General features: G+C 75.1%; 15 protein-coding genes. 9 read left to right on the top strand and 6 right to left on the bottom strand.

What is annotated here, in order from left to right:
- Window positions 1-49 precede the first annotated feature (49 nt).
- Entirely contained in the window at window positions 50-868 is an 819-nt protein-coding gene (locus tag ACFUVW_RS10225; protein WP_430571219.1) for an RDD family protein, read from the bottom strand.
- A gap of 48 nt (window positions 869-916) precedes the next feature.
- On the opposite strand from ACFUVW_RS10225, the gene ACFUVW_RS10220 reads away from it, so the two are divergent.
- Entirely contained in the window at window positions 917-1,906 is a 990-nt protein-coding gene (locus tag ACFUVW_RS10220) for a stage II sporulation protein M (RefSeq protein WP_430571216.1), read from the top strand.
- Window positions 1,907-1,930: 24 nt separating this feature from the next.
- Here the strand turns inward: ACFUVW_RS10220 and ACFUVW_RS10215 are convergent, their stop codons facing one another.
- From ACFUVW_RS10215 to ACFUVW_RS10195, 5 genes are all read right to left on the bottom strand, one after another.
- Window positions 1,931-3,331, bottom strand: coding sequence for a DUF58 domain-containing protein (locus tag ACFUVW_RS10215; protein WP_430571215.1), 1,401 nt, complete (start codon window positions 3,329-3,331; stop codon window positions 1,931-1,933).
- Window positions 3,332-3,389: 58 nt separating this feature from the next.
- Window positions 3,390-4,352 (bottom strand): AAA family ATPase, encoded by a 963-nt coding sequence (locus ACFUVW_RS10210; protein ID WP_430571218.1) that lies wholly within the window; start codon window positions 4,350-4,352, stop codon window positions 3,390-3,392.
- Between the two features lie 137 nt (window positions 4,353-4,489).
- Window positions 4,490-5,782 (bottom strand): DUF4350 domain-containing protein, encoded by a 1,293-nt coding sequence (locus tag ACFUVW_RS10205; RefSeq protein ID WP_430571214.1) that lies wholly within the window; start codon window positions 5,780-5,782, stop codon window positions 4,490-4,492.
- The gene (locus ACFUVW_RS10200; RefSeq protein WP_430571213.1) at window positions 5,779-6,462 is read right to left on the bottom strand and encodes a DUF4129 domain-containing protein; all 684 of its coding nucleotides are present in this window, start codon (window positions 6,460-6,462) and stop codon (window positions 5,779-5,781) included. The genes ACFUVW_RS10205 and ACFUVW_RS10200 overlap by 4 nt, the downstream gene beginning before the upstream one ends.
- Window positions 6,459-7,688: a glycerophosphoryl diester phosphodiesterase membrane domain-containing protein gene (locus ACFUVW_RS10195; protein ID WP_430571212.1), complete on the bottom strand. Its 1,230-nt coding sequence runs from the start codon at window positions 7,686-7,688 to the stop codon at window positions 6,459-6,461. Before ACFUVW_RS10195 ends, ACFUVW_RS10200 begins: the two co-directional genes overlap by 4 nt.
- A gap of 190 nt (window positions 7,689-7,878) precedes the next feature.
- Here ACFUVW_RS10195 and mtrA point away from each other — a divergent pair, with 190 nt between their 5' ends.
- From mtrA to secA, 8 genes are all read left to right on the top strand, one after another.
- The gene (gene mtrA / locus ACFUVW_RS10190; RefSeq protein ID WP_429735004.1) at window positions 7,879-8,559 is read left to right on the top strand and encodes an MtrAB system response regulator MtrA; all 681 of its coding nucleotides are present in this window, start codon (window positions 7,879-7,881) and stop codon (window positions 8,557-8,559) included.
- A complete protein-coding gene (mtrB, locus tag ACFUVW_RS10185; RefSeq protein ID WP_430571211.1) occupies window positions 8,546-10,330 on the top strand; it encodes an MtrAB system histidine kinase MtrB in 1,785 nt (594 codons plus the stop codon). The genes mtrA and mtrB overlap by 14 nt, the downstream gene beginning before the upstream one ends.
- The gene (locus tag ACFUVW_RS10180) at window positions 10,327-12,075 is read left to right on the top strand and encodes an LpqB family beta-propeller domain-containing protein (RefSeq protein ID WP_430571210.1); all 1,749 of its coding nucleotides are present in this window, start codon (window positions 10,327-10,329) and stop codon (window positions 12,073-12,075) included. The genes mtrB and ACFUVW_RS10180 overlap by 4 nt, the downstream gene beginning before the upstream one ends.
- Before the next feature lie 108 nt (window positions 12,076-12,183).
- Complete coding sequence (locus ACFUVW_RS10175; RefSeq protein ID WP_430571209.1) at window positions 12,184-13,068, top strand: ComF family protein; 885 nt, start codon at window positions 12,184-12,186, stop codon at window positions 13,066-13,068.
- A gap of 190 nt (window positions 13,069-13,258) precedes the next feature.
- Complete coding sequence (gene hpf, locus ACFUVW_RS10170) at window positions 13,259-13,921, top strand: ribosome hibernation-promoting factor, HPF/YfiA family (protein WP_430571217.1); 663 nt, start codon at window positions 13,259-13,261, stop codon at window positions 13,919-13,921.
- A gap of 282 nt (window positions 13,922-14,203) precedes the next feature.
- A complete protein-coding gene (locus tag ACFUVW_RS10165; RefSeq protein ID WP_430571208.1) occupies window positions 14,204-15,436 on the top strand; it encodes a winged helix-turn-helix domain-containing protein in 1,233 nt (410 codons plus the stop codon).
- An 88-nt stretch (window positions 15,437-15,524) separates the two neighbouring features.
- The gene (locus tag ACFUVW_RS10160; protein WP_430571207.1) at window positions 15,525-17,126 is read left to right on the top strand and encodes a cation:proton antiporter; all 1,602 of its coding nucleotides are present in this window, start codon (window positions 15,525-15,527) and stop codon (window positions 17,124-17,126) included.
- Window positions 17,127-17,367: 241 nt separating this feature from the next.
- Window positions 17,368-20,310 (top strand): preprotein translocase subunit SecA, encoded by a 2,943-nt coding sequence (gene secA / locus ACFUVW_RS10155; protein WP_430571206.1) that lies wholly within the window; start codon window positions 17,368-17,370, stop codon window positions 20,308-20,310.
- Window positions 20,311-20,371 lie beyond the last annotated feature (61 nt).

Below are 20,371 nucleotides of genomic sequence, written 5' to 3'. Positions count from 1 at the left end.
GTTTCGTCGCGAAACTGGGCCACGATCCCACCCACAACACCGGCGAGGGTCAGCGGGGCGGGTCGGGGACGGCGTAGGGCAGACGGTGCAGGGTGGCGGCGCGGGCCTCGGCCCGCTCCTGCTCGGCCTGTCCGCGCTCGAGCTCGCGGTCGCGGCGCTCGTGCAGGACGGCGTGCAGGAAGGCCTCGGGCGGCGTGCCCGGCGGCGGGCCGGGGGCGACGAACGGCTCGACGCGGCCGGCCAGGTCGTCGGCCAGGCCCGCGCGCGACGCCGGCGCCAGGCGGGGCGCGCGGTCGAGGAACTGCCGGGCGGCGAGCGCGAGCCCGTCGGGCAGCCGCCGGATGTCGGCCGTGCGGGCCCAGACGGCCAGCTCCGGCGGCATGCCGAGCGGGACCGTCCGGGCGCGGCCGCCCCGCACGCGGATGACGTAGGTGCCGGCCAGCAGGTCACCGAGCCGCTTGCCGCGGGAGTTGGCCAGCGACGTGACCAGCGCCACGCTGCCGGCCGTCAGCCACAGCTCGCCGATGCCGACCAGCGCCCGGACGAAGGCGTGCCGGAAGCGGACCGGGCCGCCGTCGTCGCGCACCACGCGCAGACCGGTGATCAGCTTGCCCAGCGAGCGACCGCGGCTCAGCGTCTCGACCGTCGTCGGGATCACGACCATCACGAGCGCCGCGGCCACGACGCCGCCCACGCGCGCCCACTGCTCGTCGAACGCGACGTCCTGCAGGGCCACGACGACCAGCAGCGCGATCCCGACGACGGCGAGCGCCGCGAGGTCGAGCAGTGCCGCCAGCGCGCGGCTGACGAACGACGCCGGCCGGGCGTCGAGCACCACGCCCTCGCCGATGACGATCCCGTCCTGCATGTGCATCCCCCGCTCGTGCGACGTCTCCCGTGTGGAAGGCTAGCGGCCGTGGACCTCGATGCCTTCACCGCCGTGCACACCCCGCAGTGGGAGCGGCTCCGCGTGCTCACCCGCAAGCGGCGGCTCGACGGCGCGGAGGCCGACGAGCTGGTGCGGCTCTACCAGGCGGTCGCCACGCACCTGTCCACGGTGCGGTCGGCCGCGCCCGACCCGGTGCTCGTCACCCGGCTCTCCGACCTGCTGAGCCGCGCCCGCGTGCGCGTCACGGGCACGCACGAGCCCGCCTGGGCCGACGTCGTCCGCTTCGTGGCGGTGACGGTGCCCGCGGCGCTGTACCGGGTGCGCTGGTGGACGCTCGGGGTCGTCGTCGTGTGCCTCGCCCTGGCCCTGGTCGCCGGGTACCGCGTCGCGACGGACCCGGACGCCCTTGCGCAGATGGGCACTCCGGCGGAGCGCGAGGCGTACGTGAACGAGGCGTTCGCGTCGTACTACGACCCCGGCGCGTCGTTCGCCGCCATGGTGTGGACGAACAACGCGTGGATCGCGGCGCAGTGCGTGGGTCTCGGCATCACCGGCGTCTGGCCGGCCTTCGTGCTGGTCCAGAACGCGGTGGGCGTGGGCGCCACGGGCGGCATGATGGCGGCCTACGACGAGCTCGACGTGTTCCTGCAGCTCATCGCGCCGCACGGCTTGCTGGAGCTCACCGCGGTGTTCGTCGCCGGTGCGGCCGGCCTCAAGCTGTTCTGGACCGCGGTGTCGCCCGGGCCGCGGCCGCGCACCGTCGCGCTGGCGCAGGAGGGGCGCGCGCTCGTGACCGTCGCGATCGGGCTGGCGGGGGCGCTCGCGGTGTCCGGGCTGATCGAGGGGTACGTGACGGGCTCGACGCTGCCCTGGTGGCTCAAGATCGTCATCGGGGCGATCGCGCTCGCGGGGTTCTGGGTCTACGTGGTCGTGCTGGGCCGCCGCGCCACCGCGGCCGGGCTCACGGGCGACCTGGACGCCGACCGCGCCGGCGAGGTCGTGCCCACCGTCGGCTGAGCGCCCACGACGCCCGGGGTCGCGTCAGAGCCGGCCGGCGGCCTTGAGCGCGAGGTAGGTGTCCGCGAGCCGGGGGGCGAGGTCGTCCGGCAGCGCCTCGACGACCTCGGCCCCGTGCTGGCGCAGCACGGTGGAGACGGCGGCCCGCTCCAGCTCGGCGCGCGCGGCCGCGGCGGCGTCGTAGACCGCGGCCGCGGACGACCGGTCGGCGCGCAGCCGGGCGGCGTCCGCGTCGGCGACGGCGGCGACGACCACCTGGTGGGTGCCGGAGAGCCGGTCGATCACCGGCAGCAGGCCGGTCTCGACGGCGGCCGGGTCCAGCGAGGTCAGCAGCACCACGAGCGAACGCTGCGAGACCCGCTGGCGCACCTGCCCGACGAGGCCGGGCCAGTCGGTCTCCCGCAGGACGGGCTCGACGGTGGACAGCGACTCGGCCAGGGCGGGCAGCAGCCGCGGGCCGGACGCGCCAGCGACCCGCGCGCGCAGCGCCCGGTCGTACGCCAACACCTGGACGCGGTCGCCGGCGCGGTCGGCGAGCGCACCGAGCAGCAGGGCGGCCTCGATGCCGGCCTCCAGCCGCGTGCCGCCGAGCGACGGCGCGTCGTCCCCGTCCTCCGCCCGCTCGGCGTCGCCCGCGGACGCGGTCCCGATCCGCGCGGCGGAGGTCCGACCGGTGTCGAGCACGATCACGACGCGCCGGTCGCGCTCGGGCCGCCACGTGCGCACGACGACGTCGCCGCGGCGGGCGGTGGCGCGCCAGTCGATCGAGCGCACGTCGTCGCCCACCACGTACTCGCGCAGCGAGTCGAACTCGGTGCCCTCGCCGCGCACCTGGACGGCGGCCCGCCCGTCCATCTCGCGCAGCCGCGCCAGCCGCGAGGGCAGGTGCCGCCGGCTGGCGAACTCGGGGAGCACGCGCAGCCGCGCCGGCACGGGGATCGACGCCTGGCGGGCGGCGACGCGCAGCGGCCCGTACGAGCGGATCGTCACCGGCCCGGCGACGCGGTCGCCGCGGCGGGTCGGTCGCAGCGGAGTGCGCACGCGCGCGGACTCGCCGGGCGGCAGGTCGACGTCGTGCCGCGCCGAGCGGGCCACCAGCGGCTCGCCGGCCCCCGCGCCGTCCGTGCGCACGCTCGCGTCCGGCACGAGCGACGGCGGCCAGGCGTCGCGCACGACGGCGCGCAGCCGGCGTCGTGCGGTGTTGGTGACCACCAGCTCCGCGCGGGCCGTCGTGCCCAGCCGCACCGAGCGGGGCGTCCGCCGCTGCAGCGCGACGGCGCGCGGGGACGCGGCGAGGGCGACGTCGACGGCGCACACCGCCGCCACGACCAGCGCCCACACCACGACCGTCCCCGGCACGGGGAACAGGACCACCGGGATCACCCCGAGCGCCGCCAGGACGACGGCGCGCCACGTCAGCGCCATCTCACCACCACATCCACCGTCACGTCCCCGCCGGACCTCGACACCCTCGCCGCCGCGCTCAGCGCGGGACGGGGACGGTCGCGAGCACGGTCGTCAGGACGCTCTCGGCGGTGACGCCCTCGAGCTCCGCCTCGGGCCGCAGCTGGACGCGGTGCCGCAGCGTCGGGTGCGCGAGCGCCTTGACGTCGTCGGGCGTCACGTACGAGCGCCCGGACAGCCAGGCCCAGGCGCGCGACGTCGCGAGCAGCGCGGTGGCGCCGCGCGGCGAGACGCCGAGCGAGAGCGAGGGGGAGCGGCGGGTGGCGCGGCACAGGTCGACGGCGTACCCGAGCACCTCGGGCGCCACCTGGACGTGCCGCACCTCGGCCCGCGCGGCGGCGAGCTGCTCGGGGCCGGCGACCGCCCTGACGCCCGCGGCACCCAGGTCGCGCGGGTCGAACCCGGCCGCGTGCCGGGCCAGCACCTCGATCTCCTGCTCGCGCTCCGGGACGGACAGCACCACCTTGAGCAGGAAGCGGTCGAGCTGCGCCTCCGGCAGCGGGTACGTGCCCTCGTGCTCCACCGGGTTCTGCGTGGCGATGACCACGAACGGGTCCGGCAGCGGGCGCGGAGTGCCGTCCACGGACACCTGCCGCTCCTCCATCGCCTCGAGCAGGGACGCCTGGGTCTTCGGGGGCGTGCGGTTGATCTCGTCCGCGAGCAGAAGGTTCGTGAAGACCGGGCCCTCGCGGAACGAGAACTCGGCGGTGCGCGCGTCGTACACCAGGGAGCCGGTGACGTCGCCGGGCATGAGGTCGGGCGTGAACTGCACGCGCTTGGTCGACAGGTCGAGCGACGCGCCGAGCGCCCGCACCAGCAGCGTCTTGGCGACGCCGGGCACGCCCTCGAGCAGCACGTGGCCGGAGCAGAGCAGCGCGATGAGCAGGCTCGTCACCGCAGAGTCCTGACCCACGACCGCCTTGCCCACCTCGCTGCGCACGCCGGCGAGCGCGCCGCGCAGCTCGCGGGAGGGCGCGCCCACGGTCGCCGTCTCCTGCCCCGGGCTCGCCTGCGGGGCCGCCGGTGCGCCCGGGGTGGTGGTCGACGTCGTGGTCGACGCGGTGGTCTCGACAGGGGCCGCCGCCGGCGGCGTGCCGTACGGGTTCTCGTCGGGGGTGGTCACGATCGGTGGACCTCGCTCTCCAGGGTGTCGAGCCGGCGCGCGAGCTCGGTCAGCGCGTCGTCGTCGTGGGGTGGTGGGCCGTACAGCAGGCCGGCAACGTCGTGCGCGGACCGGCCCGTGGCGCGGGCGACGGCGTCGGTGAGCGCCGTGGCGTCGGCGGACCGGGGCACGCCCAGGCGGCGCGCGACGGTCTCGGCGGTGGCGGCGCGCAGGCCCGCGGCGGCGTGGCCGCGGGACCGGGCACGCCGGTAGAGGCGGCCGCGGCCGCGGGTGGTCTCGGCGGCGCGGACCACGACCGGGAGCTCCTCCGCGACCAGCGGGCCCAGACGGCGGGATCGCCACACGGCAGCGACGAGTACGACGAGCAGCGCCCACAGGCCGACGACGCCCGCCCACGGCGGCATGACCCCTGCTCCTGCGGACGGGGCGCCGCCCTCGCCCGTCGAGCTCGTGTCCAGCGGGTCGGGCACGAGCCACACGAGCGTGCCCCGCGCGCCGAGCAGGCCCAGCGCCAGCGCCGCGTCGCCCTGGTCCAGCACCGTGCCGTTGGTGACGAAGGACGGGTCGTCGACGGCGGTCACGGCCCGTCCGCCCTCGGCGCCGGGCAGCTCGACGCGCGCCAGCGCTGCCGAGCCGTCGACCGGCCAGCACAGGGTCACGTCGGTGGCCCCGGGCTCGGACCGCAGCCCCGGCGTGAGCTGCATCGCGCCGGCGCGCGCGGCGAGCGGCAGGTCGCACGACGGCTCGACGGCGAACGCGGGGGCGGTGGCCCCGGGCGTGCGGCTCACGGCGTCGCCGGTGGCCGCGCGGACCAGCTCGTCGTCGGCGCCGAGCAGCACCAGGTCGGCGTCGACGCCGGCCAGGGCGTCGACCTGCTCGGGCAGCAGCAGGCTCCCGGGCGTCACGAGCAGCGTCGTGCCCGGCCCGGCGGCCGCGACGGCGTCGGCGACGCGGGTGACGTGGTGGACCTCGACGCCGTGGCGGCCGAGCACCTGCGCGACGGCCCGGGCGCCGTCCGGCTGCGCGTTGTCGGGCGCGTACGGCGTGGTGGAGGTGACCGGGCGCTGCACGGCCAGCACGGCCACGACGAGCGCGAGCACCCCGAGCACGAGCAGCGTCCACCGGGCCCGGCGCCAGCGGTCGGCGGTGCGGCCGCGGCCGGTGGTGCCGTCGCCCGTCACGACCGGCGACACCACGGCGTCCGGCGAGCCGGCGCCCGTCGTGGCCTGGTACGTGGCCTGGTCCGTGCCCTGGGCCTTGCCCGGCGTGGTCTGCGTCGGAGCCGTCACGGCGCCCCCACCTCCTGCGGCGCGGCGGCCGGGAGGGGCGCGGGCCGCAGCCCGCGCACCCGCTCGTCGAGGTCGCGCAGGTGCCGGTCGTCCTCCGGGCCGGCGGGGAGCGTGCCGTAGCAGACGTCGTCGAACAGGCGGGCGGCGTCGTGCAGCTCGGCGGCGGCGGCGGGCAGCCGGGCGGCGGCGTCGTGCGCGGCCTCCTGCGCCGTCCGGCCCGGACGCTCGTCCAGCACGACGCGTTCCTCCAAGGAGCGCACGAGCGCGCGGAAGCGGTCCAGCACGGCCGCGGACCAGTCGCCACGGGCCGCGGCGGCGTCGGCGGACGCGCGCAGCTCGGCCGCGGTGCGCTCCTCCCCGTCGAGCACGACGGCGGAGCGCCGCCGGCGGCGTGCCAGGCGCACCGGCCCGGCCACCCACCAGGCGAGCGCGGCGACCAGCACCACGACCACGACGACGACGAACGCGAGCGGGAAGCGCCCCTCGCCGAGGGTCAGTCCGTCGAACAGGTCGCCGAGCCACGTCAGCAGGCGATCCAGCAGCGACGGCTCGGTGGAGTACTCGGGGCGGGACAGCTCCTCCAGGAGCCAGCGGTGCGCCGTCTCCCGGTCGGGGTCCACGGGCACGTCGGCGACCAGGGCCCCCATGACCCCGTGCACCACCGCCGACGCGCCGCTCACGCGAGCATGCCGGGCGGCGGGCCCGATCGGGGGCCGGGCTCGCCGCCGGGCCGCCCGCCGTCCGACGCCTGCGCCGCGGCGGCGAGCTGCACGTCCAGGCCCTCCCGGCGCATGCGCACGTCGATGTAGAGCAGGGCGACGACCGACGCCACGAAGATCGTGGTGATGGCGGCGGAGATGACGGAGGACAGCACGCTCGCGACGACCGTCGCCGTCGTGAAGGCCTCGGTGCTCCCGCCGGTCCCGCCGATCATGCCGGCGATGAAGCTGAGGGGGATCGTGATGATGTACGCGGCGGCGCTCACGATGATCATGGCGAGCAGGTAGATGCCGAACAAGCGCCAGAAGGACCCGCGCGTCAGCCGCCAGGCGCGCGCGATGGTGCTGCCCAGGCCCTGACCCTCGAGCGCCAGTGCGGGCGCCACGAGCCCCAGCCGCACCCCGAGCCACACGAAGAGGACGGCGTACCCGGCGCCGAGCAGGAGCCCGAGGCCGACGGCCGCCCCGGGGGACTGCTCGCCCACGAGGGCGACGAGCAGGACCAGGACGAAGAACCAGACGAACGTGAGGACGGCGCCGGCGAACGCGCGCAGCAGGGCCCAGCCGATCAGGCGGCCCACGCGACCGCGCAGCCGCTCCCAGACCTCGCCGAGGCTCAGCTTGCGGCCGATGACCGACTGGCTCACCGAGACCGTGAGGATGCCCTCCACCACCGGCTGGGCGAGCAGCAGGGTCACGCTCATGCCGAGCGACGACGCGAGCGTCTGGGCTAGGAGGTTGTCGAAGCCGAGGTCCGTGAGCTCCGGGTCGGACTCGGCCAGCGTGGCGAACGACGACGAGAGCGTCGGCACGATGAGCTGCGCGACCAGCACGCCGAGGATGGTCGCCACGAGGATCACGAGCGTGGCGGCGCCGAGCATCACCTTCGGGTTGTGCCGGATCGCCGTGAACGCGCCGTCGTAGATCTCGCCGAGCGACAGCGGGCGCAGCGGCACGACGCCGGGCTTCGTCGTCGCCGGCGCGCCCGGCGGCCGGGGGCCGTACTGCTGCCCGTACTGGCTCTGTCCGTACTGGCTCTGCCCGTGCTGCTGCCCGTACTGGCCCTGCCCGTACTGCCCGTAGGCGGGCGGCTGAGGGGCGCCCTCGGGCGCGCGCTGCCCGTAGCGGGGCGGCTCGGGGGCGTCGCCCCAGCCGGACGGCGGCTGGGGCTGGTCGGGCGTGCTCATCGCGGCCTCCCGGGCTGCAGGGCGGTCGGGTCGTGCCGACGCGTCGTCGGTGGACGGGACTGTCGGGGCTGTGCTGGTGGTGCGCTGGAGGACCGGGTGTGACGCCGGTCGCCCCGACCCTAGTACGGCGCGCCCGCCCTCTCACGCGGCTTTCCACCGGAAGGTGCGCCGTGCCTGGCAGAATGGCCGCATGAAGTCCCGTGTCCTGGTGGTCGACGACGACACTGCGCTGTCCGAGATGATCGGCATCGTCCTGAAGTCCGAGGGGTTCGAGCCGACGTTCTGCGCCGACGGCGACGGAGCCCTCGTCGCCTTCCGTGACGAGCAGCCCGACCTCGTCCTGCTCGACCTCATGCTGCCCGGCAAGGACGGCATCGAGGTGGCCCGCGAGATCCGCGCCGAGTCCGGCGTCCCGATCATCATGCTCACCGCCAAGACGGACACGGTCGACGTCGTGCTCGGCCTCGAGTCGGGCGCCGACGACTACGTGACCAAGCCGTTCAAGCCCAAGGAGCTCGTCGCGCGCATCCGCACCCGGCTGCGCCGCAACGACGACCCCGGCCCCGAGCGGCTGCGCATCGGCGACGTCGAGATCGACGTGACCGGCCACAACGTGGTGCGCGACGGCGAGCGCATCAGCCTCACCCCGCTGGAGTTCGACCTGCTCGTGGCGCTGGCCCGCAAGCCCTGGCAGGTGTTCACGCGCGAGGTGCTGCTCGAGAAGGTCTGGGGCTACCGGCACAGCGCCGACACCCGACTGGTCAACGTGCACGTGCAGCGCCTGCGCTCCAAGGTGGAACGCGACCCCGAGAACCCGACGGTCGTGCTGACCGTGCGCGGCGTGGGCTACAAGGCCGGTGCCCCGCGCTGAGCCCGCCGCGCGCCGCGTCCGCCGGACGTGGCGGCGGTGGCGCGCCTGGACCGTCTCGCGGACCCGGTACCTCGTCCGGCGGTGGCGGTCCTCCCTGCAGCTGCGGGTCGTGACGTCGGCGCTCGCGCTGGGCGTCGTCGCCGTCGCGCTGCTCGGCCTCTACCTGTCGATCTCGATCCGCGACGGGCTGTACGAGCAGCGCGTCGACCGGATCGAGCGCGAGAACGCGTCGATGACCGAGCAGGTCCGCAGCGCCTTCGACACCTCGCCCGCGACCTCGAACTCCGACCTGCAGCTCCTGCTGGCGCAGATGGTGCGCACGCTGGCGGCCGGGGCGTCGAGCGCGCAGGACTTCCTGCTCCTCAGGCCCCCCGACCAGCCGAACCAGCTCGCCGAGACGGGCACGCAGATCGGCCTCAAGAGCATCATCAGCGAGGACCTGCGGGAGGCGACGCGCGCCACCGAGGGCCAGGTGCTGCAGTCGACGCAGATCCCCGCCGAGTACACGGACACCGAGGCGCCGGAGCCGGGCGTCATCGTCGGGTCGACGGTCGAGGTGCCGTCCATCGGCACGTACGAGCTGTACGCGATCTACTCCCTGCAGGCCGAGCAGGAGACGCTGTCGTTCGTGCAGCGCACCCTCGCGATCGGCGCGCTCGCGATCCTCGCGCTGCTCGGCGCGCTCACGTGGGTCGTGACCCGGCAGACGGTCGCGCCCGTGCGGCGCGCGGCGTCGGTCGCGTCACGGCTGGCCGACGGGCACCTGGACGAGCGGCTCCCCGACGCCAAGGGCCAGGACGAGATGGCGACCCTCGCCCGGACGTTCAACGAGATGGCCAGGAACCTCGAGGACCAGATCGCGCGGATGGAGGAGCTGTCGGCCGCGCAGCGCCGCTTCGTCTCCGACGTGTCGCACGAGCTGCGCACGCCGCTGACCACCATCCGGATGGCGGGCGAGGTGATCCACGCCTCCCGCGACGAGCTCGACCCCGCCGCCCGCCGCTCCGCCGAGCTGCTGTACACGCAGCTCGACCGCTTCGAGATCCTGCTCACCGACCTGCTGGAGATCAGCCGGTTCGACGCCGGCGCGGCCGTGCTCGACGTCGAGCAGCGCGACCTGCGCGACGTCGTCGCGGCCGTGGCGGACACGTCGATGCCGCTCGCCGAGACCAAGCACGTCTTCCTGTCGGTGACGCTCCCCGACGAGCCCGCGACGGCGGACGTCGACCCCCGCCGCGTCGAGCGCATCGTGCGCAACCTCGTGGTCAACGCCGTCGAGCACGCCGAGGGCAAGCCGGTCGAGGTCACCGTCGGTGTCGACGCCGACGCCGTCGCCGTCGTCGTGCGCGACCACGGGGTGGGGCTCGCTCCCGAGGACATCGACCGCGTCTTCCACCGCTTCTGGCGTGCCGACCCCGCCCGGGCCCGCACCACGGGCGGCACCGGGCTGGGCCTCGCGATCTCCCTCGAGGACGCGCGCCTGCACGCGGGCCGGCTCGAGGCGTGGGGGCGCCTCGGGGAGGGCGCGAGCTTCCGGCTCACGCTTCCGCGGCGCGCCGGGATCCGCCTCCAGGGCTCGCCCCTGCCGCTCGAGGGGCCGTCCACCGGGGTCACGGCCCCGCCCACCGGACAGCTGCCGGTCGTGAACCCGCCGACCGGCCCCACCCCCACCGCCATCCCCGAGCTCGGGGTGGTGGACGCCGACGGCGTCGACATCGCCCACGCCCCCGTCCCGTCCACCCGCACCGACGCCGAGGAGGAGGCCCGATGACGACACCACGCACCCCGGCGCCGGCACGCCGCCCTCGCGACCGCGTCGCCGCGCTGCCCGCCGCGCTCCTCACCGTCCTGACCGTGCTCGCCGTGACCGTCGCGTGCGCCCGCATCCCCACGAACGGGCCGGTGCGCGACGGCGACACCGAGCTGGAGAACATCAGCGAGATCGGCTACATCGCGTCCGGTCCCGCGGCCGGCGCCAGCCCGGACCAGGTGGTGCAGGGCTTCCTCAGCGTGGCCCAGCTCGGCCCGACGTCGAGCTCGGCGTTCGCCGTCGCGCAGGAGTACGTCACGGACGAGGCGTGGGAGGGCTGGGACCGGTACGCGCGCGTGCTCGTGCTGGAGGAGGACCCCGAGCTGGACCTCACCGACGTGCCCGCCGACGCCACGGAGATCACCGTCGACGCCACCGTGCGCGTGGTCGCGACGCTCGACGAGCGCGGGATGTACACCGAGGAACCGAAGACGTCGGAGTTCACCGTGCCCTTCGGCCTGACGCGCAGCGCGGGCGGCGAGTGGCGGATCTCCCAGCTCGACGACGGCCTCATGCTCCCGTCCGCGTTCTTCGGCCAGGCGTTCCACCCGACGACCCTCTACTTCCCGACGCCCGACCTCGCCTGGTGGGTGCCGGACATGCGGTGGTTCCCGCGCCAGACCTGGCGCACCGACGCGACCAGCGAGATCCTGGCCGGCCCGCCGGAGTGGCTGCAGGACTCGACGACGACCGTCATCCCGCAGGGCACGTCGCTCGCCATCGACGCGGTGACGGTGACCGACGACGGCACCATCGACGTGAGCCTCACGTCCACGATCTCGCAGGCCAGCGCCGACCAGCGGGCGCTCGCGGCCGCGCAGCTCCAGGCGTCGCTCGCCGAGGGGGAGGGGCGCACCGTCGTGCTCTCCGACCAGAACACGCCGCTGACGACCGCGGGCAGCGACGCGATCTCCGCGCCCCGGACGTCGGGGGAGGCCATCGCGCTCGCCGCCGGCAGGCTCGTGCGCGTCGTCGGGCGGGAGCTGCGGGAGCCGGACGAGCCGGTCTCGCTCGCCGGTCTCGACCCGACGGCCCTCGCCGCCGGCCCCGCTGACGAGCCGATCGTGGTGCGCGACGGCACCGAGCGCATCGTCCGCGTCACCGGCGACGGCGCGCCCGACGTGCTCCTGTCCGGCACGAAGCTGGTGTCGCCGTCGGTCGACCGGTTCGGCGCGGTGTGGAGCGCGCAGGGCTCGCAGCTGCTCGTCGCGATGCCGTCCGGCGCGGTGCGGACGCTGGACGTCGACTGGCTGTCGTCGCGGACCGTCCGGTCGGTGCGCGTGTCGCCGGAGGGCGCCCGCGTGGCGATCGTCAGCTCCGGTCCCAGCGGGCGCCTGGTGCACGTGGCGGGAGTGGTCCGCGACGCCGAGAACGTCCCGACCGGCCTCTCGGCGCCCGTGCAGGTCGGCGCCTCCGTGCGCCAGGTGACGCAGGCGGCGTGGCAGGACGAGGCGGCGCTCGCCCTGATCGGCCAGGAGGCCGACGGCGACGAGGCGGTGTTCCTCTCCGGCGTCGGCGGGCTCTCCGGCCAGGGCGGGCTCTCTCGGGCGCAGCCCGGCGTCCCGGAGCCGCGCTCCGTGACGGCGTCCGTCGGGACGGGGGCCATGCTCGCCATCGACAGCGGCGGCACCCTGTACTCGCGGCAAAGCTCCGCACTGTGGTCGATGGTGTCCGACGACGTCGAGCTGGTCGCCTACCCGGGCTGACGACGCACCACGACGGCGGCGGGCCCCGAGGCTGCCCCCAGGGGGTCGTCGTCCCCAGGGGCGGGCGCGGCCGGTCGCGCAGGCCGGCGGGCGCGGCAGGCTGCACGCATGCCCCCGACGCAGACCGCCCCGGCCCCCTTCTCCCCGCCTCGCAGGCCGCCGGCCCGCGACCTGCCCGACCCGCTCCCCGGGCGCGCGCCGCCCACCGTCCGGTGGCTCCGCGAGCTCGCCCGCCTCGTCGTGCCCATCTCGTGCCCCGGCTGCGGCGCCCTCGACGTGCCGTGGTGCCCTGCCTGCGCGTCCCTGCTCGCCGCGCCGCCGGCCCGTGTCGAGGCCACCGCCCCGCGCCTGGACCGGCTCGACGGCGTCCCCGCGCTGCCCGTCTGGGCGCTCGCCGCCTACACCGGGCCGGTCCGGGAGCTCGTCGTCGCGTGGAAGGACCGCGGACGCTCCGACCTCGACCGGCTCGTCGGCCCGCCCGTGCGCTCCGCGGCCCGCGCGGTCGCCGCGCCGGCGGCGCACGCCGTCGCCGGGCGACCGCTCCTCGTGGTCGGCGCACCCTCCACGGCGGCGTCCCGCCGGGCGCGCGGCCGCGACCACGTGCGCGTCCTGGCCCGCGCCGCCGCGGCGGGGCTGCACGACGCCGGGCTCGCCGCGGCGGTCGTCCCGGCGCTGACCCGGCGCGGCCGCGGGCGCGACCAGGTGGGGCTCGGGGCGCGCGCCCGCGCACGCAACCTCACCGGCTCCGTGGCGACGCGCGACCGGGCGCTCGCCCGCGCCGGCGGCGCTCGCCCCGCGGTCCTCCTGATCGACGACGTGGTCACCACCGGGTCAACGCTCGCGGCCGCGGAACGCGCCCTCGAGGACGTCGGTGCGGACGTCCTCGGCGCCCTCGTGCTGGCCGCCACACCGCCTCCCGGGGCCGTCACGAAAGCGGTGAGGAACCTCCTCGCGCCATCGGTGTACCTGGCGCCCGAGAGGGGGTTAGCCTGAGGGTCCCACGCGGGCGAACCGCCCCGGACCTCGGTCCGGGACGCTTGCCCGTGCGACCCACGAGCGGTCCGGACACGCGTCCGGCGACCCGGGAGGTGGTGCCGAGCACGGTGCCCCCCAGGGGGTGCCCAGACAGACAACTCGGGTCGCTCGAGCAGTGGGCGGCCTCACGACGAAGTGGAGCTACACGATGGAGATCGTCGTCGTCGGCAGGCACACGGAGGTGGCGGACAGGTTCCGCCGGCACGTGGAGGACAAGCTGAGCAAGGTCACCCAGCTCGCACCGGCCGCTCGCCGGGTGGACGTGGAGGTGACGCGCGAGAACAACCCGCGGCTCTCCGAGGTCCGCGAGCGGGTCGAGCTCACCGTGCACGACAAGGGGCCCGTGATCCGCGCGGAAGCAGCGGCGGACGACAGGTTCGGAGCCCTCGACATCGCGTTGGACAAGCTCACCGAGCGGTTGCGCCGATCGCGCGACCGCCGCAAGGACCACCGCCGCCGCGCCAACGGCGTCCTCCCGTCCGTGGACGTCCGCCCCTACGACGAGGTCGCCGCCGCCCAGACCGCGGCCCAGCCGTCCGCGCCCGTCGCGCTCGCCGAGCCCGGCGACGCCGTCGAGGAGCAGCTCGGCGACTCCCCGGTGGTGATCCGGCGCAAGCTGCACCACGCCGAGCCGATGACCGTCGACGACGCGGTCTACCAGATGGAGATGGTGGGCCACGACTTCTTCCTCTTCATCTCGAAGGAGACGGCCCGCCCGTCCGCGGTGTACCGCCGCCGGGGCTGGACGTACGGCGTCATCGAGCTGGACTCGACCGTCGGCGGCGTGGAGCCGGTGACCGAGCTGACGTGATCTGACACGTGCGACCGCAACTCACGGTTGCGGTCGTGAGCGGGTCGGGGCTTCTTCGCAGGGACGCGTTCACGGGCGCCAGGGCGCCCTCCACTTCGGGAGGGATACGTCCCCGCGAAGAAGCCCCGACCCGCTCACGTCTGTCCGCTCGCGGTCGTCGTCGGTCGAGACCTTCGAGACCCCGCCGCTGGTCGAGGACGTCGGAGACCCGGTGCACCGCCGCCGGCTCGGCCGACGAGAGGCCGACGGCGGCCTGTCGGTGGGGGTCGGCAGGATGGGCGGGTGGACTCCCTCTCGCTCGCGCAGGCCCGTCGCGTCGCTCTCGGTGCCCAGGGGCTGCACCGCGCCCGGCCGGGTCTGGACGGCGGCGTGACGATGCGCCGGGCGATGGCGACGGTGGAGCAGCTGAACCTGCTGCAGATCGACTCGGTGAACGTGCTGGCGCGGGCGCACCTGATGCCGCTGTACTCGCGGCTCGGACCGTACGACGTCGGCCTGCTGGACCGGGCGGCAGGGCGGGCGCCGCGGCGGATCGTGGAGACGTGGGCGCACGTGGCCTCGTTCGTGCCCGCCTCGACGTACCCGCTGCTGGAGTGGCGCCGGCGCAACTACCTGGACGAGGCCTGGGGCACGATTGCGGGGGCGCCGCTCGCGCACGCCGCCGAGATGGACCTGGTGCGGCGGCTGGTCGCCGAGCGCGGGCCGGTGACGGCCCGCGAGATCCACGACGAGCTGGTCGCCACCGGGCGGTCCGCCCCGCGCTCGCGGGAGGAGTGGGGCTGGAACTGGACGACGGCGAAGCGCTGTCTCGAGTTCCTGTTCTTCACCGGCGAGGTGATGGCCGCACGCCGCAACACCGCCTTCGAGCGCTGCTACGACCTGCCCGAGCGGGTGCTGCCCCCGGCGGTCCGGGCGGCGGCGCCGGTGCCCGACGACGAGGCCGTGCGCCGGCTGCTGGAGCTCGGCGCCCGGGCCCACGGCGTGGGCACGGTCCGCTGCTTCGCCGACTACTTCCGCCTGCGCGGCCCCGCCGTGCGCCGCGCGCGGGACGAGCTGGTCGAGGACGGCGTCCTCGTGCCGGTCGAGGTGCGCGGCTGGGACGCGCCCACCTACCGGCACCGGGACGCGCGCGTGCCGCGCCGGGCGCAGGCGCGCACCCTGCTGAGCCCGTTCGACCCGCTCGTGTGGGAGCGGCGGCGCCTCGAGGCGCTCTTCGACGTGTTCTACCGGATCGAGATCTACGTGCCCGCGCCGCAGCGGGTGCTCGGGTACTACGTGCTGCCGTTCCTCGAGGGCGACGCGATCACGGCGTTCGTCGACCTCAAGGCCGACCGGCAGGCGGGCGTCCTGCGCGTCCAGGCGGTGCACCCCACCGCCCACGCCGGCCCCGGCACCGCGGACGCGCTCGGCGCCGAGCTGGCCGTGCTCGCGGGCTGGCTCGGGCTCGACGCGACGGCCGTCGCCCCGGTCGGCGAGCTCGCACCCGCGCTGGCCGGGGCCGTGCGCGCGGCATAGGGCGCCGGCCCCCTGCCGCTCGTAGGATCGGCGCCACGACGTCGGGCCCGCCCGCGTCGGTCGGGACCGGAGAAGGTCAGGAGCGCTGATGGCCACGGCCGTGCTGTACCTCGCCGCGGCGCTGGTGGGCGGCCTGGCGGCGACGCTGCTGCGGCTGCCGCCGCTCGTCGGCTTCCTCGCGGCCGGGTTCGCGCTCGGGGCGGCCGGGGCTCCGGAGCTGCCGGGCCTGGAGACCGTCGCCGAGCTGGGCGTGGCGCTGCTGCTGTTCGCGATCGGCCTCAAGCTCGACGTCCGCTCGCTGCTGCGCCCGGAGATCTGGCTCACCACCGTGGCACACCTGGTGCTGAGCGTCGCCGTCGCGGTCGGCTTCCTCGGCCTGCTCGCCGTGGTCGGGATCCGGCTGCTCGCCGACGAGTCGCTCGGCTCCCTGGCCCTCGTCGGGCTGGCGCTCTCCTTCTCCTCCACCGTCTTCGTCGTCAAGGTGCTCGAGGACCGCTCGGACACCACGGCGCTGTACGGGCGCATCGCCGTCGGCGTGCTCGTGGTCCAGGACGTCGTCGCCGTGGCCTTCCTCGCCGTCTCGACGGGGGAGCCGCCCAGCCCGTGGGCGCTCGCCGTCGTCGCGCTCGTCCCCGGTGCCTGGGTGCTGCGCCGGGTCTGGGACCGGGCCGGGCACGGCGAGCTGCAGGCGTTGTTCGGCGCGTTCGTCGCCCTCGTGCCCGGCTTCTGGCTGTTCGAGTCGGTCGGGTTGTCGGGCGACCTGGGCGCCCTCGTGATGGGCGCCCTGCTCGCCGGGCACCCGCGGGCCACCGAACTCTCCCGCTCGCTGCTCACCGTCAAGGACCTCGCGCTGGTCGCGTTCTTCCTGCAGATCGGGCTGCACGGGATGCCCGCCCCGGTCGACCTGGCGCTCGCGGGCCTCCTGCTCGTGCTGCTGCCGCTCCAGGCGGCCGGCTACGCCCTGCTGCTGTGGCTCATGCGGCTGCGGCGACGCACGTCGTTCCTCGCCGGCCTCGCGCTCGGCAACTACTCCGAGTTCGGGATCATCGTCGTCGCGTTCGGTGCGACGGCGGGGCTCCTCGACGAGGAGTGGACGGTGATCGTGTCCCTGGCGGTCGCGGCGAGCTTCGTCGTCTCGGCGATCGTCAACCGGCGCGGGGTCGAGCTCGCGGCCCGCCTCACCGGGCTCCTGCCGCGCCGGGACGTCGACAAGCTGCACCCCGACGACCGGCCGGTCGACATCGGCCGCGTCGACGCCGTCGTCCTCGGCCTGGGTCGGGTGGGTTCCGCGACGTACCGGCGGCTGCGCGACGTGCACGGGCTCTCCGTCATGGGGGTCGAGCACGACCGCACCCGCGTCGAGGCGCTGCGGTCCGAGGGGATCGCCGTCGTCCCCGCGGACGCCACCGACTCCGAGTTCTGGGCCCGGGTCAAGCGGGCCGGCCAGGTGCGTCTCGCCGTGCTCGCCATGCCGTTCCACAAGGCGAACCTCATCGCCCTGGCCCGGCTGCGCGCGGTGGGGTTCGCCGGCCGCGTGGCGGCGATCGCCCGCTACGACGAGGACGCCGCCGAGCTGCGCCGCCACGGCGCGGACGCCGTCTTCCACCTCTACGGCGCCGCGGGCGCCGAGCTCGCCGACCGCGCGGCCGCCGACCTCGCCCGCGGCCCCGGCCACGACCACGAGACGTAGCGGGCGCCCGGCCCCGCGCGTCCGGCGGCCGGCGCCACCGTCCCGCCCACGGCGCCGCAGGGCCGCCCGGGCCGTTCGTCCGTCGCGAACCCGTGCCGGACTCTCAGGTGATCCGCCTAGGATGGGGCCGGTGTGACCCAGGCGACGGCGCGGACGTGCGATCCCGACCGCCCGTCGTCGCCCGTCGTCGCGCCGCACGGTCCCGGCCATCCCCGGGGCGCCACCGACCCTGGAGTACTGCGTGCCTGCGATCCTCGAGAAGGTCCTCCGAATCGGCGAGGGCCGGATTGTCAAGAAGCTCAACAGCCTGGCCCAGCAGGTCAACCGGCTCGAGCCCAGCTTCGAGGAGCTGAGCGACGCCGAGCTGCACGAGGAGACCGACCGCTTCAAGGAGCGCCTCGAGCACGGCGCCACGCTCGACGAGCTGCTCCCCGAGGCGTTCGCCGCGGTGCGCGAGGCCGCGCGCCGCACGCTCGGCCAGCGGCACTTCGACGTGCAGCTCATGGGCGGCGCGGCCCTGCACCTCGGCAACATCGCCGAGATGAAGACCGGTGAGGGCAAGACGCTCGTCGCCACGACGGCCGCCTACCTCAACGCCCTCGAGGGCAAGGGCGTGCACGTCGTCACCACCAACGACTTCCTCGCGAAGTACCAGGGCGAGCTCATGGGCCGCGTCTACCGCTTCCTCGGCATGACGACGGGCGTCATCGTCTCGGGCCAGACGCCGGAGGAGCGCCGCAAGCAGTACGCGGCCGACATCACGTACGGCACCAACAACGAGTTCGGCTTCGACTACCTGCGCGACAACATGGCGTGGTCGCCCGACGACCTGGTGCAGCGCGGCCACCACTTCGCCATCGTCGACGAGGTGGACTCGATCCTCATCGACGAGGCCCGGACGCCGCTCATCATCTCGGGCCCCGCCTCGGGGGACGCCAACCGCTGGTACACCGAGTTCGCCAAGGTGGTGCGCCGACTCGAGGTCGAGAAGGACTACGAGGTCGACGAGAAGAAGAAGACCGTCGGTGTGCTCGAGCCCGGCATCGAGAAGATCGAGGACTACCTCGGCATCGACAACCTGTACGAGTCGCTGAACACGCCGCTGATCGGCTTCCTCAACAACGCCATCAAGGCGAAGGAGCTGTTCAAGCGCGACAAGGACTACGTCGTGCTGAACGGCGAGGTCATGATCGTCGACGAGCACACGGGCCGTATCCTCGCCGGCCGCCGCTACAACGAGGGCATGCACCAGGCCATCGAGGCCAAGGAGGGCGTGCAGATCAAGGCGGAGAACCAGACGCTCGCCACGATCACGCTGCAGAACTACTTCCGCCTCTACGACAAGCTCGCGGGCATGACCGGTACCGCCGAGACCGAGGCCGCCGAGTTCCAGGGCACCTACAAGCTGGGCGTCGTGCCGATCCCCACCAACCGGCCCATGATCCGCATGGACCAGGCCGACCTCGTCTACAAGAACGAGGACGGCAAGTTCAACGCCGTCGTCGAAGACATCGTCGAGCGGCACGCCAAGGGGCAGCCGGTGCTGGTCGGCACCACGAGCGTGGAGAAGTCGGAGCTGCTCTCGGGCCTGCTCAAGCGGGCGGGCGTGCCGCACAGCGTCCTGAACGCCAAGGAGCACGAGCGCGAGGCGTCCGTCGTCGCGCAGGCCGGCCGCAAGGGCGCCGTCACCGTCGCCACGAACATGGCCGGCCGCGGCACCGACATCATGCTCGGCGGCAACGCCGAGTTCCTCGCCGTCGCCGAGATGGCCCAGCGCGGCCTCGACGCCGCCGAGGACCCGGACGCCTACGAGGCGGCCTGGCCGGACGTGCTCGAGAAGGCCAAGCAGGCGGTGGCCTCGGAGCACGAGGAGGTCACCGAGCTCGGCGGGCTCTACGTGCTGGGCACGGAGCGGCACGAGTCGCGCCGGATCGACAACCAGCTGCGCGGCCGCTCCGGCCGGCAGGGAGACCCGGGCGAGTCGCGGTTCTACCTGTCCATGCAGGACGACCTCATGCGGCTGTTCAACTCCGGCCTCGCGTCCTCGATGATGGACCGCGCCGGCTTCCCCGACGACATGCCGCTCGAGTCGAAGATGGTGACGCGCGGCATCCAGAGCGCGCAGTCGCAGGTCGAGGCCCGCAACTTCGAGATCCGCAAGAACGTCCTCAAGTACGACGACGTCCTGTCGCGGCAGCGCTCGGTCATCTACGCGGAGCGCAAGCGCGTGCTCGAGGGCGAGGACCTCGAGGACCAGGTGCAGCACTTCCTCACGGACGTCGTCACCGCGTACGTGGACGGCGCGACCGCCGAGGGCAACCCCGAGGCCTGGGACCTGGACGCGCTGTGGACCGCGCTGAAGTCCGTGTACCCGGTGTCCATCACGCCCCAGGACGTGGTCGAGGAGGCGGGCGGCGTCGGCCGGCTGAGCCACGAGATGATCCTCGAGGAGCTGCTCTCGGACGCCCGCGTGGCGTACGAGGCGCGCGAGGAGTCCCTCGGCGAGCCCGCGATGCGTCAGCTCGAGCGCCGCGTCGTCCTGTCGGTGCTCGACCGCAAGTGGCGGGAGCACCTCTACGAGATGGACTACCTCAAGGAGGGCATCGGCCTGCGCGCGATGGCGCAGCGTGACCCGCTGGTGGAGTACCAGCGCGAGGGCTTCCAGCTCTTCCAGGCGATGACCGAGGCCATCAAGGAGGAGTCGGTCGGGTTCCTGTTCAACCTCGACGTGCAGGTGCAGCAGCCCGGCGCCCCGGGCGCCCCGGTGATCTCCGCGGCCAGCGCAGCGGCCGCCGCGCAGTCCGACGCAGGCCAGGTGGTGGCGGGCGGCACGACGCCGGCCGCCGAGGCCGCGCCGGTCGCCGAGCCCGAGGCCCCCGCCGCCCCCGCCGAGCCCGAGCCGGCCCCGGCGGAGCCCGCGCCCGCGACGGCGGAGGAGCCGGTGCTCCTGGCCAAGGGGCTCGACGCCCCGGCGCCGCAGCGCCTGTCCTACTCGTCGCCGAGCGAGGACGGCTCGACCACGACGACGGGTGCCCCCACGCGCCGCTCGCGCCGGGAGCTGCACGGGGAGGCCACCGCGGCGACCAGCGACGGGCGGACCTTCCCCGGCACGCCGCGGAACGCCCAGTGCCCCTGCGGCTCCGGGAAGAAGTACAAGGTCTGCCACGGCGTCAACGAGGAGTGACCCTCCCGCGAGATAGAGAAGCCCTCCCCGCGAGATAGAGAGCCGACCCCCAGCCACCTGG

The sequence above is a fragment of the Isoptericola sp. NPDC057391 genome (assembly GCF_042668085.1).
GTDB lineage: Bacteria > Actinomycetota > Actinomycetes > Actinomycetales > Cellulomonadaceae > Isoptericola.
This window is presented reverse-complemented; position numbering and strand designations above follow the sequence as displayed.